The sequence below is a fragment of the Acinetobacter gyllenbergii genome (assembly GCF_001682515.1).
GTDB classification, from domain to species: domain Bacteria; phylum Pseudomonadota; class Gammaproteobacteria; order Pseudomonadales; family Moraxellaceae; genus Acinetobacter; species Acinetobacter gyllenbergii.
Genome location: NZ_KV575264.1, coordinates 229,712 through 244,961, shown reverse-complemented (window position 1 = coordinate 244,961; position 15,250 = coordinate 229,712). Strand labels below are relative to the sequence as shown.

At 41.1% G+C, this 15,250-nt stretch carries 13 protein-coding genes; 8 read left to right on the top strand and 5 right to left on the bottom strand.

Annotated features, from left to right (window positions below):
• Positions 1 to 327 (bottom strand): ribosome assembly RNA-binding protein YhbY, encoded by a 327-nt coding sequence (gene yhbY, locus NG55_RS12840; protein WP_004651934.1) that lies wholly within the window; start codon positions 325 to 327, stop codon positions 1 to 3.
• 228 nt (positions 328 to 555) lie between these two features.
• Here yhbY and rlmE point away from each other — a divergent pair, with 228 nt between their 5' ends.
• From rlmE to NG55_RS12800, 7 genes are all read left to right on the top strand, one after another.
• The gene (gene rlmE, locus NG55_RS12835; protein WP_016543039.1) at positions 556 to 1,206 is read left to right on the top strand and encodes a 23S rRNA (uridine(2552)-2'-O)-methyltransferase RlmE; all 651 of its coding nucleotides are present in this window, start codon (positions 556 to 558) and stop codon (positions 1,204 to 1,206) included.
• A gap of 136 nt (positions 1,207 to 1,342) precedes the next feature.
• Positions 1,343 to 3,238: an ATP-dependent zinc metalloprotease FtsH gene (ftsH, locus tag NG55_RS12830; RefSeq protein WP_016543040.1), complete on the top strand. Its 1,896-nt coding sequence runs from the start codon at positions 1,343 to 1,345 to the stop codon at positions 3,236 to 3,238.
• A gap of 133 nt (positions 3,239 to 3,371) precedes the next feature.
• Positions 3,372 to 4,223: a dihydropteroate synthase gene (folP, locus tag NG55_RS12825; RefSeq protein ID WP_016543041.1), complete on the top strand. Its 852-nt coding sequence runs from the start codon at positions 3,372 to 3,374 to the stop codon at positions 4,221 to 4,223.
• 93 nt (positions 4,224 to 4,316) lie between these two features.
• Positions 4,317 to 5,075: an SIMPL domain-containing protein gene (locus NG55_RS12820; RefSeq protein ID WP_004801588.1), complete on the top strand. Its 759-nt coding sequence runs from the start codon at positions 4,317 to 4,319 to the stop codon at positions 5,073 to 5,075.
• Between the two features lie 134 nt (positions 5,076 to 5,209).
• Positions 5,210 to 6,850, top strand: a complete 1,641-nt coding sequence (locus tag NG55_RS12815; protein WP_065343478.1) for a vWA domain-containing protein — start codon at positions 5,210 to 5,212, stop codon at positions 6,848 to 6,850.
• An 86-nt stretch (positions 6,851 to 6,936) separates the two neighbouring features.
• A complete protein-coding gene (locus NG55_RS12810) occupies positions 6,937 to 7,845 on the top strand; it encodes a pyridoxal-phosphate dependent enzyme (protein ID WP_228704185.1) in 909 nt (302 codons plus the stop codon).
• 188 nt (positions 7,846 to 8,033) lie between these two features.
• Positions 8,034 to 8,348 carry a DUF5713 family protein gene (locus NG55_RS12800; RefSeq protein ID WP_016543046.1) on the top strand — a complete coding sequence of 105 codons (315 nt, stop codon included), beginning with the start codon at positions 8,034 to 8,036 and terminating at the stop codon, positions 8,346 to 8,348.
• Positions 8,349 to 8,381: 33 nt separating this feature from the next.
• On the opposite strand, the gene NG55_RS12795 is transcribed toward NG55_RS12800, so the two are convergent.
• Positions 8,382 to 9,983 carry an alpha/beta hydrolase family protein gene (locus NG55_RS12795; protein ID WP_065343475.1) on the bottom strand — a complete coding sequence of 534 codons (1,602 nt, stop codon included), beginning with the start codon at positions 9,981 to 9,983 and terminating at the stop codon, positions 8,382 to 8,384.
• A 123-nt stretch (positions 9,984 to 10,106) separates the two neighbouring features.
• The gene (locus tag NG55_RS12790) at positions 10,107 to 11,057 is read right to left on the bottom strand and encodes a DMT family transporter (RefSeq protein WP_065343474.1); all 951 of its coding nucleotides are present in this window, start codon (positions 11,055 to 11,057) and stop codon (positions 10,107 to 10,109) included.
• A 371-nt stretch (positions 11,058 to 11,428) separates the two neighbouring features.
• Here NG55_RS12790 and pnuC point away from each other — a divergent pair, with 371 nt between their 5' ends.
• Positions 11,429 to 12,034 (top strand): nicotinamide riboside transporter PnuC, encoded by a 606-nt coding sequence (gene pnuC, locus NG55_RS12780; protein ID WP_016543050.1) that lies wholly within the window; start codon positions 11,429 to 11,431, stop codon positions 12,032 to 12,034.
• Between the two features lie 43 nt (positions 12,035 to 12,077).
• Here pnuC and NG55_RS12775 read toward each other — a convergent pair whose 3' ends face one another.
• On the bottom strand, positions 12,078 to 13,220 hold the full coding sequence (locus tag NG55_RS12775; RefSeq protein ID WP_016543051.1) for a glycerophosphodiester phosphodiesterase: 1,143 nt from the start codon (positions 13,218 to 13,220) through the stop codon (positions 12,078 to 12,080).
• 172 nt (positions 13,221 to 13,392) lie between these two features.
• Entirely contained in the window at positions 13,393 to 15,006 is a 1,614-nt protein-coding gene (locus NG55_RS12770; protein ID WP_065343472.1) for a phosphoethanolamine transferase, read from the bottom strand.
• Positions 15,007 to 15,250 lie beyond the last annotated feature (244 nt).

Below are 15,250 nucleotides of genomic sequence, written 5' to 3'. Positions count from 1 at the left end.
TTACTTATTATTTAAATGAGCAAAACGAACCAAGTTAGACAGGTGTTGGTTTTGCTTTGCTGCTTTTTTATAAAGCAAAACAATTTTACCAATTTTCTGTACAGATTCCGCACCTGTTGCTTCAACAATGGCATCAATCACTGCAGCACGCGCATCACGGTCTTCACCCGCAATTTTCACTTTAATTAATTCGTGATCATTTAGCGCACGATTTGTTTCTTCAATGACGTTTTCTGTAAGACCTTGACCACCAACCATTACCACTGGATTAAGTGCATGACCAATTTGACGTAAACGTTTACGTTCATGGATAGATAAAGCCGCCATTAAAAATACCTGATTGGGAAAACGACCTAGTATAACTTGCATCCCGTTTCTAAGATAGATTCAGCAGACAGTCACTTGAAACAAATCTGTGAAAATTGCCGAAATAACCAATGGTGATGATCGAAAAAAATCTGTAAAAGTTCGTGTGAATGAAGTACATCCGTACTGTAATGAGAGTAATTTTCACGTACAATGACTCATCAGAAGTTTTTTGAAATTTAGTGAGTTATGGCGACACGCATTACCAATCAAAAATTGTCTAAAAGCAGTCGTGTGTGGATGCGAGAGCACTTAGATGACCCTTTTGTAAAGAAAGCACAAAAGGAAGGTTATCGCGCACGCGCGGCATATAAGTTACTTGAAATCCAAGAAAAATATAAAATGATCAAGCCTGGGATGACGGTTGTCGACTTGGGCGCTGCGCCAGGTAGTTGGTCTCAAATTGCCGGTAAACTGGTTGGCTCAAATGGTTTAGTCATTGCTTCAGATATCTTGGCAATGGATGCTCTTCCAGATGTGACCTTCTTGCAAGGTGACTTCCGTGAGGAAGAAGTTTTCGAAAAATTGTTAAATATTTTAAATGGACGTCAAGTAGACGTTGTAATTTCAGATATGGCCCCCAATACATCAGGTAATAGGGCTGTTGATCAACCTCGTCAAATTTACTTATGTGAATTGGCTTTGGATTTTGCTCAAAAAGTACTCGGACCAAACGGACAGTTTATTGTTAAAGTGTTCCAAGGGACAGGATTCGATGAGTTCAGAAAACAAGTGGTCGATAGTTTTGATGTATTAAAAACAGCCAAACCTGCGGCTTCACGTGCTCGATCGAAAGAGGTTTTTTTGATTGGTCAAGGTCGTAAAAAGGCATTGCAATAAAAGTGTACTTGCCAAGTTGTTAAAAATTGTGCATTTTGTACCTTTTAAGTTTTTTGCAAAGCAAATTCATTGCTGTTTTTGTGAAGGTCAGCCAAGATTAGGTATGATCAAATTAGATTGATATGGGAATAAAGCCTTGAGCGATTACTTCAAGAATGCCGTATTGTGGCTCATCATACTCGGTGTTCTGATTTTGATTTTTAGCAACGTCAGTGACCGCAATAAGCCTGCAGCGATGAAATATTCTGATTTCGTTGCAGCGGTGAACGCTGGGCAAATTAAACAAGTCACAATTGACGGTTTAAATATTAATGGTGAAAAAACCAATGGTTCTTCATTTGAGACGGTTCGTCCACAAGTAGAAGACACTGAGTTGCTACCAAGCTTAAATAAACAAAATGTAGTGGTTGAGGGCACAGCGCCACAACGTCAAGGCATTTTGATGCAACTTCTCATTGCGAGTTTCCCAGTATTGCTCATCATCTTATTATTCATGTTCTTCATGCGTAATATGGGTGGTGGTGCTGGTGGCAAAAACGGTCCTATGAGTTTTGGTAAGTCAAAAGCAAAAATGTTATCTGAAGATCAAATCAAGTTAACATTTAGTGACGTTGCAGGTTGTGACGAAGCAAAACAAGAAGTGGTTGAAATCGTTGATTTCTTAAAAGACCCAGCCAAATTCAAACGCTTAGGCGCAACCATTCCTCGTGGTGTATTGATGGTTGGCCCTCCTGGTACAGGTAAAACATTATTGGCGAAAGCAATCGCGGGTGAAGCTAAAGTTCCATTCTTTAGTATCTCGGGTTCTGACTTCGTTGAAATGTTTGTCGGTGTCGGTGCTTCACGTGTTCGTGACATGTTTGAACAAGCAAAACGCCATGCGCCATGTATCATCTTTATTGATGAGATTGATGCAGTTGGTCGTCATCGTGGTTCTGGTACAGGGGGGGGGCATGATGAGCGTGAACAAACCTTGAACCAAATGCTTGTTGAAATGGATGGTTTTGAAGGCAATGAAGGCGTTATCGTTATTGCTGCAACCAACCGTGTAGACGTATTGGATAAAGCTTTGCTTCGTCCAGGCCGTTTTGACCGTCAAGTGATGGTTGGTTTACCTGACATCCGTGGTCGTGAGCAAATCTTGAATGTTCACTTGAAGAAATTACCTTCAGTGACAGGTGTAGATCTTAAAGTACTTGCACGTGGTACACCGGGCTTTTCTGGTGCACAATTGGCAAACTTGGTCAACGAAGCTGCATTGTTTGCTGCTCGCCGTAATAAAAACACGGTGGATATGCATGACTTTGAAGATGCGAAAGACAAGATTTACATGGGTCCTGAGCGTAAATCTATGGTGATTCGTGAAGAAGAACGTCGTGCAACGGCTTACCATGAAGCAGGACATGCGATTGTTGCTGAAATTTTGCCAGGTACAGACCCTGTGCATAAAGTAACGATTATGCCACGTGGTTGGGCATTGGGTGTGACTTGGCAGTTGCCTGAGCAAGATCAGACCAGCCACTATAAAGATAAGATGTTGAATGAACTTTCAATCTTGTTTGGTGGTCGTATTGCTGAAGAAGTATTCATTAACCAAATGTCGACTGGCGCATCTAACGACTTTGAACGTGCAACTAAAATGGCGCGTGCAATGGTAACCAAATATGGTATGTCAGATCGCCTTGGTGTGATGGTATATGAAGATGAAAACCAAAATGGTTTCTTCGGTAATGTGGGTAGCCGTACCATTTCTGAAGCTACACAACAAAAAGTAGATGAAGAAGTTCGCCGTATTTTGGATGAACAGTACAAAGTTGCACGTGATATCTTGGAAAATAACAAAGATATCGCACATGCCATGGTAAAAGCCTTGATGGATTGGGAAACAATCGATCGTGATCAAATCCGTGACATTATGGAAGGGCGTGAACCACAACCACCTAAAGTTTATGTTGCTGATAATCCAGTGGCTGCATTTGAACCACCGAAAGATGGTCCATCGACGCCACCACCATTACCAGCAATGGGCTAATTAAAGATAAAATAAAAAGAGCGACTTCGGTCGCTCTTTTTTTGTCTTGATTTTGGCCTAAACTGAAAATAAATCAGCTACGCAATAATCTCTGTCTTGTTAAAATAAGCCGATTCCAATGTGGAGCATTTTGATGCAATTGATGCCCTTAGCACAATGTCAGTTACAGTGTGGCCGTTTTAAATTAGACCTCTCCCAACCCCAAGTGATGGGTATTTTAAATGTCACGCCTGATTCATTTAGTGATGGTGGGCAACATCATCAAAAAGACCAAGCCATTCAACATGCGTTGCAGATGATGCAAGATGGTGCAACCATTATTGATATTGGAGGAGAGTCAACTCGTCCCAATGCATCACCCGTTGCTTTAGAAGAAGAAATTCGCCGTGTGATTCCTGTGGTTGAAGCATTATCTAAATACGATGTGATCATCTCGATTGATACCAGTCAGCCTGAAGTGATGCGTGCAGCCGTACAGGCTGGTGCGCATATCTGGAATGATGTCCGTGCATTAACTCGCCCACAGGCTTTAGAAACCGCAGCTGAGTTGAATATCCCTGTGGTCTTAATGCATATGCGCGGTGAACCTACTAATATGAATCAACTGGATCAATATCACGATGTGACTGAAGAGGTGATTCAGGAGTTGCAACAACGCTTAGATCAAGCAGTTGCAGTTGGGGTGAGAAAAGAAAATATCATCATTGACCCTGGTTTTGGCTTCGCTAAAAATGCACAGCAAAATTTCCAATTACTTAATGAGTTCTGGAAACTCAATCGAATGGGCTATCCAATCTTATCGGGTCTGTCGCGGAAGCGTTTTATTGGAGAGGCCTTAGATGGTGTACCGGCGCAGGAGCGAGCGGTTGGAAGCGTAATGGGGCATGTATTGAGTATTCAGCAGGGTGCTAATATTGTACGGGCACATGATGTAAAAGCCACCAGTGATGCCATTAAAGTCTGGAACAGGATGCAAAATAACTAAGCTGGGCTGAGTCAGTAGAGCGCTAAGGCTCTATTGACTTGCTGAATCAGATTAAATATAACAAATATATAATGAAGATGAGTAATATTAAAAATGGAAAATAAAACAATCACATATAAAAGTTTATGGGTGTTTGCCCTGATTCTGAGTCTTGGTTTTATTGTTTCTGCTGGTGTGATGGGTTATGCGCTTAAACAGTTTAATAGCACAAAAAATTCAATTACAGTCAAAGGCTTAGCGGAAAAGCCGATTCAAGCAGATTCTGCACGATGGGAAATCAACTTACAAACTAACCACACTTCTGACACGATTCCAGAAGCCTATCAATTACTTGATCAACAAATGAAAGCATTACAGGCGTTCTTTGTTGAACATGGCTTTAAAGCCGCAGATATGCAACTCGGAAATAAACGTTCTGATTCTTATTATGAGGAAGTCGATACAGGTGAGGGGCGTACTAAGCGTGAGTTCAAAGGCTATATCGCATTACAATCGTTGGTGATCAGTAGTCGCGATATCAAGAAAATTGAACAGGCGGCAAAAGATGCTTATTTACTGGATGAAAAAGGCATTTCGATTGAACAAAAACCTGAATATCTGGTATCAAATCTTGAAGAAATCAAAATGTCCTTGATTGCCAATGCCACCAAAAATGCCTATAGCCGAGCCAATGAGTTTGCCAAAGTTGGTGGGGTAAAGGTCGGGATGATGCGTTCAGCCAGCCAAGGTGCATTTTATATCCTGCCTGAAAGTGGTTCTGACGATGATAGTGATTATGGCGGTGCTTATGACAAAGCCACCATCAACAAAATTGCCCGTGTGGTGGTGACCATTAATTATGCAATTGAGTAAAATTCAAGCTTTAGATTCAGGATAACTGATTTTAGTAAGATACATACGAATACCATGTATCTTTGTTTTTTTGCATACAATCTTTGCATATATATTTCATTTGAAAAGACAAAATAGAATTTGGGAATTTAAGCATGCATCAATCTACAAAAATACTTACACTCAGCTTACTTAGTTGTATGATCATGGCTTGTAGTATGCCTGTCAAACACAATGATCAGGTGATGATTGAAACGACAATGCCAGTCTCACCGGCGCCTGTTACGATTTCAAATCAAGGCCTTGCTCAAACGCGTAAGATGGTCGCTCCTGCATCTTATATTGCAGTCATGCCAACAATGGAGAGACCACGGTTAGAGCAGAATACTGAAAAATACCAAAACAATGAGGTCAATCCTGTTCATCGTGTGGCTGATCAGGCCGTTTCAACGTTTAGTATTGATGTCGATACAGGGAGTTATACCAATACCCGCCGTTTTTTGAATGATGGTCGTTTACCGCCTGTTGATGCGGTTCGTGCTGAAGAGATGATTAACTATTTTGATTATCAATATCCACAGCCGAATAGTATTCATCCCTTTTCAGTCACCACTGAAACTGTTGATTCGCCGTGGAAAGAAAATGCCAAGTTGATTAAGATCGGGATTCAGGCCAAAGATCTCACCACCAAACAATTGCCTCCTGCTAATCTGGTATTTCTAGTCGATGTCTCTGGCAGTATGGATGCAGCAGATAAACTCCCTTTAGTTAAGCAAACATTGCGCTTATTGACGGAGCAATTACGCCCTCAGGATAAAGTCACCATTATTACTTATGCCAGTGGTGAAAAGCTGGTTTTAGAACCGACTGCGGGGAATGAAAAAGATAAGATTCTCGCCGTGATTAATGCTTTGCAAGCAAGTGGCGCAACTGCGGGTGAACAAGCGATTCAACTGGCCTACAAACAAGCTGAAAAAGCCTTGGTAAAAAATGGGATTAACCGAATTTTACTCGCGACCGATGGTGACTTTAATGTGGGTATTACCGACTTTAATACTTTAAAAGGCATGGTGGCTGAGAAACGAAAAAGCGGGATTTCATTAACGACTTTAGGTTTTGGTACAGGCAACTATAATGAGGAGTTGATGGAACAACTTGCAGATGCAGGCGATGGAAACTACAGCTATATCGATAATAAAAATGAAGCGAAAAAAGTGGTACAACGTCAGCTTTCCTCGACATTGGCAACTGTCGCTCAGGATGTCAAAATTCAGGTCGAATTTAACCCAGCCACGGTGAAAGAATATCGCCTAGTCGGTTATGAAAATCGCATGTTAAAGCAGGAAGATTTCAATAATGATAAAGTCGATGCAGGTGATATTGGCGCAGGGCATAACGTTACCGCAATCTATGAAATCATTCCAGTCGGTCAGCAAGGTTGGCTCAATGATTCACGTTATCAGGAGTCTTCGAAAACAGATGCAGCGAAAAAGTCTGAATATGCCTTTGTAAACTTGCGTTATAAATTACCAAACCAAGAAAAAAGTATTTTACTCAATCAAGCGGTGAAAGCTGAAAGCAAAACCCTTGCACAGGCCAATAACGATACTCGTTTTGCGATTGCAGTGGCTTCCTATGCGCAGCAATTAAAAGGCGGCCAATATAATGGTGCTATGGGCTGGGATCAAATTATCCAGTTGGCACAGCAATCTGCCAAGCCTGACCCCTATCAAATGCGAGAGGAGTTCGTGGAGCTTGCCAAGATTGCCAAAAGCTTGAGCGCGAAAAAAGATTGAGCTGTGTTTTTAGAAAAGCGGTCGGAAACATCAAGTGACTGATCGCGAAAGCCTTTGATTTTCACAATAAAGAAATGATCGTTGATATGAAGACCCCGTTGATTAGATCGAGTAAGCTAAGTGAGTTGAATGACTGCAATGTGTGGTTAAAAATGGAGTCTGCTCAGCCTACAGGTTCCTTTAAGCAACGTAGTATTGGTAATGCCTGTTTAAAATATGCTGAAAAAGGCGCGAAGAAATTTGTGAGCTCTTCCGGTGGTAATGCAGGGATTTCTGTTGCGCATATGGGTAAGCTGTTAGGCATTGCAGTGACGGTGGTTGTCCCGAAAACAACGTCACAAAAAGCAATCGATTTAATGCGACAGGAAGCTGCTGAAGTGATTGTTCATGGTGACTCTTGGATTGAAGCCAATGAACTTGCGCTCTCTTTTGTCAGTGCGGAAGCCATTTATATTCATCCTTTTGATGATCAATATCTGTGGGATGGCGTTGCCTGTATCATTGATGAAGTGATTGCCGAGGGAATACGTCCTTCAGCAGTGGTTTTATCGGTTGGTGGAGGGAGCTTACTTTCTGGTGTTGCTCAAGGATTGCAAACGCATCATCTGGACATTCCCATTTATGCGATTGAAACAGAAGGCACAGCATCTTTGAATATGTCAATACAACGTGGGCAGCATATTAGCTTAGATCAGGTTACAGGTATTGCGACCACACTTGCAGCGAAACGGGTTTGTGAGCAAGCATTTAAGATCGCCCAACAGCAAAATGTTCAGGGAATAATGGTTACTGATGCAGATACAGTAAGCGCATGTTTAAAATTCTTAGATGATCATCGTACCTTGGTCGAACCTGCATGTGGTGCAACCTTATCTATTTTATACGATCAAAAACTCAACTTTAGTCCATCTGATGATGTACTGGTGATTGTTTGTGGTGGTGCATCGATCACTTATCAACAGCTCTCAAAATATGCGCAACAATTTGCCTTATAAAAATCAATTTGGCGGTGTTTCATCTTTGCAAAATGCTGATGATTCAGATCAAAAGGGAAGGCCTGAAAAAGTAGATCATTATCCATGTTCAAAAAAGCGGTCGGAAAAACCGCTTTTTTTATGGCTAAATATCGTGATTTTGGTTGGATTATGTTATAAGCATGGCGTTTTATTGCATATTATTTTTTATGTTTGAAAATTTACTCCTCCCGATGTTTGACGATGAATATTATCCCGATATTCTCGTTGCTGAAGTGAAGCAGCATATCCAGCAGTTTTCCAAAAAGGTCAGTCGTACCGATTTATCTGAGACTGAAATCTATCGTTATGCACATCAAACCCTGATTGAAATTAACGAAATGAAGCCGCAGTTTGAAGACTTGGAGTCAAGTTTAGATGATACCGCCGCAGATTATATTGCTGAAGCCATGATGATGGTGGTGCAAGATGTGGGTTATCTGGACATTGAAATGGAAGAATTGATTGCCAATCGAGAGTGGTAAATTTCACTCTCGTTGGTTTTTCTATAATAATAACTAATTCGCAGCTGCTCCCTGCCAAAGTTTTGGTAACACAATTTGCCCTGAGATCCATGCTTCAATTTTGGGCTGTTGTATTTTTTGATAATACAGACTTTCGTTATTGATCAATAAACCCAGCGTATCTCCCTCATTGAGTTGTCCATACACACTAGGTAATTCGATGCTTTGTATTTTTCCATTCTGAGCCTTTAAACCCAATCGAATTTGATCATAACTTATTTTCTTGGCTGGATTAAATGGGGCAGTTTGATCATTTAAAATCGTATATTTTCCTGTGATCTTGGATTTAATCGCCATGGAAATAAATAAGGTCGAGTCTGCATATTTCGCTGTGGTTTCCATGTTTAAACTTAGCAGCGCTGAACCTGTGATTGAGATAGGCTGTTGGGCAGTATGGATAGGCACAAAGACGGCTTGGGCTGTTGTCGGTGCAATCCATGTTTTTTTCAAATCATAGCTGTTGCTGGGTTGCAGATCGGCAAAATGATTGACGGGACTTTGATCGACACATAACTCGGGTAATGATGCAGTCGCTGATTGATCTTTTAACTTGCGGTTAAACCAGTCCAAGATGGTTTTTTGTAGATTGTAGTGTTGTTGATTACCACAACGAACCGATTGGCCAATATACCAAAAGGGGGTGTTCCCTCGTGGTGAATGTTGGGTAAATGGCTGTAAATGTCCTCCTTGTACTCCAATTAAATGAACTTCATGCTGCGCCTGTTGGATACATTGTGCTGCTTTAACCCCTTCATTAAAAGGGAAGAGCACATCCCTGAAGCCTTGAATAATCAGGGCATCAGCTTGAGGTGCTTGATTGTGACTGCAAAACCAGCTGGCTTGATGAGTGTTAAGAAAATCATAGGTGGACTGTTTTAACTGTCCTTGTTGAGTAGCTAAATACGCCTGCTTCAGTTCAGGGTCAAATTTATTCCAGTTCCACCAGTCTCCAATTAAATTGAGAAAACCAATCCAATTACTTTTAGGTACACCATTGGGTGCTAGACTATCCACGATGTCATACCAAGTGGTAATCGGTACAATGGCCTGTAAACGTGGATCTAAAGCTGAAGCAAGATACTGCACACCACCTGCATAGGATTCACCAATCATACCGGTACGGACACCGTTTTGATTTTTGGCCAGTTGTGGCAAGTTTTTTTCTGCCCAGTTCATCATGGTGATGACATCTTGCGCTTCTTTTTCTGGATCAGTCAGACGAATTTTGCCCTGGCTGCCTCCATGCCCACGTTGGTCGTAGCTGATGACCCAATAACCATTTTGCCAAGCAGTTTTTGCCACTTGCCCTGTGGGTAATAAAAAACCATACAAACTGAGCTCAGGGCGTTTCATTCGAGACAGACCAAAGCCATGGGTATGTATGAGTAAAGGGGCAGTTTGATTCGATGTTAAATGGGGTTGATACACGGTAAATGCGAGTACCGTGCCATCAGGTGCAGTGGTTTTGGCTTGGTAATAGCGCTGTTTGAGTTCTGCTGTTTTCAGCGTTATTGAATGAGGTTGTGTCGTCGCATGTACACAACCTTGTAACACCAATATCAGACTACAGCAAAGCCATAAAACGTAAGAACGCATCGATTATTTCATCCTTGAACAAATCTTTGTGATGTCACGCGGAGCGTTAGCACAGTGTACTTGAGCCGATCAATAGATGCTATCACGGATCAGTATTGTTGCCTGACCGAGCCATTTGCATATTTATTGTGGGCGTGGTCGATTGCGATAGGCGTAAAGAAATAGACCGAAACACAGCAACATTAAGCCAATAACCAGATGTGAGCTGACAGGTTCATGGTTTAACCAAATGCCCCAACAGGTGGCAAACACTGGTGTCAGAATGGTAATCAGCATGACTGTGGTTGGATTGAGTTTCTGAATTAAATGAAAGTAAAAAATCATGGCCAGCACAGAAGAAAATAAGGCGCTATACAGCAGGGCCAAACTGGTTTGCAGACTAGGGAGTTGCGTTGGTGCCTCAGTGAGGAAAAAAGGCAATAAACATAGATAACCGAACCATGAAACTAGCGTTGAACCTGTGGTTTGGATAATGGGGTGAATCTCGGCACCAACTTTGGCAACGGCAAACATGGAAAAGACATATAGTAATACGGCAATCATTTCATACAACACCCCAAGTGAGTCTAATTGAATATGATCAGTACCAATCCCCAGTGTCAGAGACAAACCAAAAAGTGCCAGTGTGAGACCATACCACTGACGTTTTAAAAAGTGTTCACGTTTCAGAATAAACACGGCAATCAGACCTGACCAGAGTGGCGCCGTGCCATAAATAATTGAAATCATACCCGATGAAACACGGGTTGCACCCATATAACAAAAAGTCATAGAACCAAATAATCCAACAGCACCTGCGCTATAACTGATCAAGGCCTGAGGTGTCAGAATAAGCTTTTGTCGAAAATAAAATAGGCAAATCAATGCCAATGGAATGGCGATACTGAATCGGAAAAATAGTCCCCAAGCCCAATGAATCTCGTGCACGGTCAAAACTGCGGCCAAAGGTGTGAATGACCAGATCAGCACGACTGCAATAAATTGACCGACTGTAGCAAGGCGAGGGGAAACAAGGGCCACAGCCGGCTGTATCTGTGTGCTGGATATAAAATTCTTTTCGGGTAACTGGCTCATGTTGAAGTTCCTGTTATAACAACGCTAGATGGGGTTAAAAAATTTAGGCAACAAAAAAGGTCGCTGTTGAGGCGACCTTGGGATTCAAATGATGCTTTTTTTAAGGGGTCATCGAATGAAGCTGTACAAAGTCTCCTCGCATAAAAATGCAGACACGTCGCCATGCTTCATGGGCAGAAATAGCATGCGACATCATGATGAAGGGTGGGGAAGACACTTTGTTGCTGAACATATCAACATTCTTAAATTAGCTTTAGATTTTTATAACATAGGCTTTAGGTGGAAAAATAGTCGTTTTCTCAAATAAAGATAAAAATATAAGCAAAGTAAATAAACAATTGGGCATTGCTAAAATTGCAGATTTTTCCATAATGTTGCCATCAAATTCTGAAAGAAGTTTGCTCTTGTCTGCCTTTGAAATTTTTGCGGTAGTGATTAGCTTGATTGGCGTGACCTTAACCATTCGACGCAATATGTGGTGCTGGTGGTTTAATTTTCTAGCGTGTAGTTTGTATGCTTATTTTTTCTTTAGCATTAAGTTATATGGTGAAACGATCCTGCAATTTTTCTTTATTGCGATGAATGTTTATGGATTCTATTATTGGCTCAAAGGCAAACGTGAAGACCATGATATTCGGATTGAACCAATTGCCAAGACCACTGTTTTGGCGCAAATGTGCTTAGCATTGATCTTTGGTGTGCTGTTTGGTTTGCTTCTGAAGCATTTTACCGATGCTGCTGTACCGATGTTAGATTCACAATTGGTGGCATTTAGTTTACTTGCAACCTATTGGACCAGCCGTAAGCATATTGCCACATGGATTCTCTGGATTTTTGTCAACATCATCTATGTGGGCATGTTTATTTACAAAGAGGTTTTTCTGACCGCGGGACTCTATGCGGCTTTTGTTGGCTTGGCTGCTTATGGTTGGTGGCAATGGCAACAGGTCAAACAAAAACAACAGTTTCACTTATAAATAAAAGGGCAGCTCAGCTGCCCTTTTTATGTGTATTTAAGTCTTATTTCGTCGTTGCTTGATAGGTCTGTACCGCTTGACGGCCTAAGGCTGGATCATCGGTAAACACGCCATCGACCCCCGCTTTAAAATAAAGCTGCATTTCTTTGAGTGATCCTGTAGGGCAACGTTCAGCTGCTTTCGCAACATCAGCACTACATTTCAATGTGTCAGGTAGGAAGTTGTTTTCTGGGCGGAAAGTATAAGGATGTACTTTTAAATTCACTTTATGTGCATCTGCAATAAAAGAGGTGGTTTGTGTCATTGCGGCATCTTTAAAGACATAGACTTTCCATGGACCGACGCCATTGGCATAGCTTGAAACGTCTTTGAGGCCCTGTGCCGTTGCCAGATCTGCATAGGTTTTAGGATTGTTTTGCGCGACATAATCTGCAGGTTTTGCTTCTGGCGCATCGTAGAGTTGAATCAATTGCGCATGCTTAACACTCTTGTGTAAGTCGAGTTGGCTTTTTAAATATTTTAAATTTCCAACTTCAAACGACTGTAAATAAATAGGTGCAATATCTCGGCTGTATTGATATTTGGATAAGGTTTTGAGTAAAGCATCTTCCATTGCCAAATTCTGTTGCTGAAAGTAGGTCGGATGTTTGGTTTCAATATATAGGCCAATGATTTTGCCTGTTTTTTTATAATGTGCTTCTGCCAGTTCAATAATTTGTTCTAAGGTTGGAATGGTATAGAGATCATTATATTTTTGGTTGTCTGGTCGGAATTGTGGAATACGTTCACGGGCTTTTAATTGTTGTAACTCTTTCAACGTAAAGTCTTCGGTAAACCAGCCTTCTAAAGTGACGCCATCAATGACTTTGCTTTTTTTACGATCCGCAAATTGAGGGAGGGTGGACACATTGGTGGTACCACCGATTTCATTTTCATGGCGTGCGACCAAGACACCATCTTTGGTTGAAACCAAATCAGGTTCAATAAAATCTGCGCCGTCATCAATGGCTTTTTGATATGAGGCAAGGGTATGCTCTGGTCGAAGTGCACTGGCACCACGATGTCCAATCACTAAAATTTTTGGCAGTTGATATTCAGGTTGAGTGGTATTACTTTGATTATTATCGTCATCATTACAGCCTGCAAGACTGATCAAACAGAGACAAAGCGCAGCTTTTTTAAACATGAATAAACTCATCATTTTTTATTTAAGCGGCTAGTTTGAAAGTTAAAGTTATCAAATCAATGACAGTTGCATGATGCTTTTATGAAATTATCAAGAATCTTGAAATATGTAGGCAATTAATAGCAACTATCCAGTTGGGCAAGTGATCACAACTGGATAGTTGAGTATGGTTTCAGGATTTCTGCTTCCAATACGGCCAATTGATCTCTGGGGTAAATTGATAGTTTTTATCTTGCCAATAAGACTGTCCAGGCGATGACTTATCCTTGAGTCCCATGATATGCATCAAATTATTATCAAGTTCAGCGGTATTGATGGTTCTGTCTTTATTGACACCCGTAGTGAGCATTTTATCTGACCACATGATCACAGGAACTTGATAGCCAGCTTTGGTATTAGGACTATGCCCAGCATAGTCAATTTCATGTCCAACTTCATTACCATGATCTGACACAACCGTGAATGATCTAAAGTCAGGTATCGCATCGGCTCTCAAGCTATCTAAAAATTGAGCCAGCAAAGTGTCTTCGTATAGCACGGCATTATCATAATCATTACGTAAGGAACGAATCCAAGGGTCAATATCGCGATTCTTCAGCTCGGTCTCTACAGTATCATTACTTTCACTGCTGAATTTATTAAACAAGGCCGGATAACGCTCTTTATAATTTGGATGAATACCGACTAGGTGAAGAATAATTAACTTTTTCGGATCCGGGTCTGCCAGTGCTTGCTGATAATCAGGGAGCAAGCTTTCGTCTAAAGAGGTACTGCTGCGTCCAGAGCGATTGTTTTTATACACGGCCTTGTCCGCATAGGAACCAAATAAAGAGGACAGATAGGTATCATCTTGGTTGCTGAGCCAGTAGATCTTATAGCCAGCAGCGCGTGCGTACGCTAAAACACTTTCAGGCGAATATTGATCATGTTCAGATGCAGGACTTTCGGTTAACAAGACCCGTAATGCATTAATAGTCGATGGTGAGGGTGAAAAAGCATTGCAGAATACTTTGATATCAGCCAGTCGTTTCGCTAATTCAGGTGTGGTATCTCGTGCATAACCGCAAACACCTAGATTCAAACTGGTGAGGCTTTCGGAAAGTATCAAGACATGGGTCTGTTTTCCAACTGCTTGTTGGGTCAATGTTAGATTTTGCCGAGCACTAACATCCCATTGCTGATGAACATCTTTGTGCTGCTTAATTCTATTTCTAAAGTCTTCAATTTTAGTCTCAAACTCAGTCCAAAAAATAATAGGGTGGACTTTTCGAGAGGGCTTCATCACATAGCTGGTAATGGTTAATAACACCAATAAGATCATACAACTACGATAAAGGCGACTGTGCCAGAGTTGGCTAAAATGGACAGGTTTAACCAGTTTAAATACAGAAAAACTATAGAGAGTCAGCACGCTGAGTAAAGCAAAAACCACTGCGGCAATCGTGATTAGATGGAGCTGTAAAAATCCCCAAATCTCTTGATGATTGGTATTGGCAATCGCTTCAATAATAAAATAGGCTTCATTATCACTATTGAATAAAAACCAGGTACTGGAACGTAGCAAGGCATCTAGCCAAGCGATAAACCACCAAGCAATACTAAGCACGTACCAATATATTTTCTGCCGTGTAATGGCCAAATAGATAAACAAAATACCAGGGAGAGACAAAAAGCCGAGCCTTAAACCATCTGATAAATTACCTGCGGCAATCAGCAAGCCGCCTGTAATGAATGCAGGCAGCAAAATCAGCAGCAGAATATTCAAGTTTTTTAAGCTGGCCTTCATATATGCCTAGTACAGTGAGGGAGAGGAGTTAAGCGTGCTAATATCGGTTTAACGAGGGGATGTGTCAATTCTAAATTAAGAAGTATTTGATTGCACAGTGAATTAAATGAGTTAGCACAGTTAAACTGTTAAATTCGTGCAAATACAGCGCATTAATTTATGCTGAACTTGATCAAAATCCATTATTCCTCCTCAATTTCTGCTTTTTGAAATGATATGTTAATAGGGATGGTGTTTGCCTGAA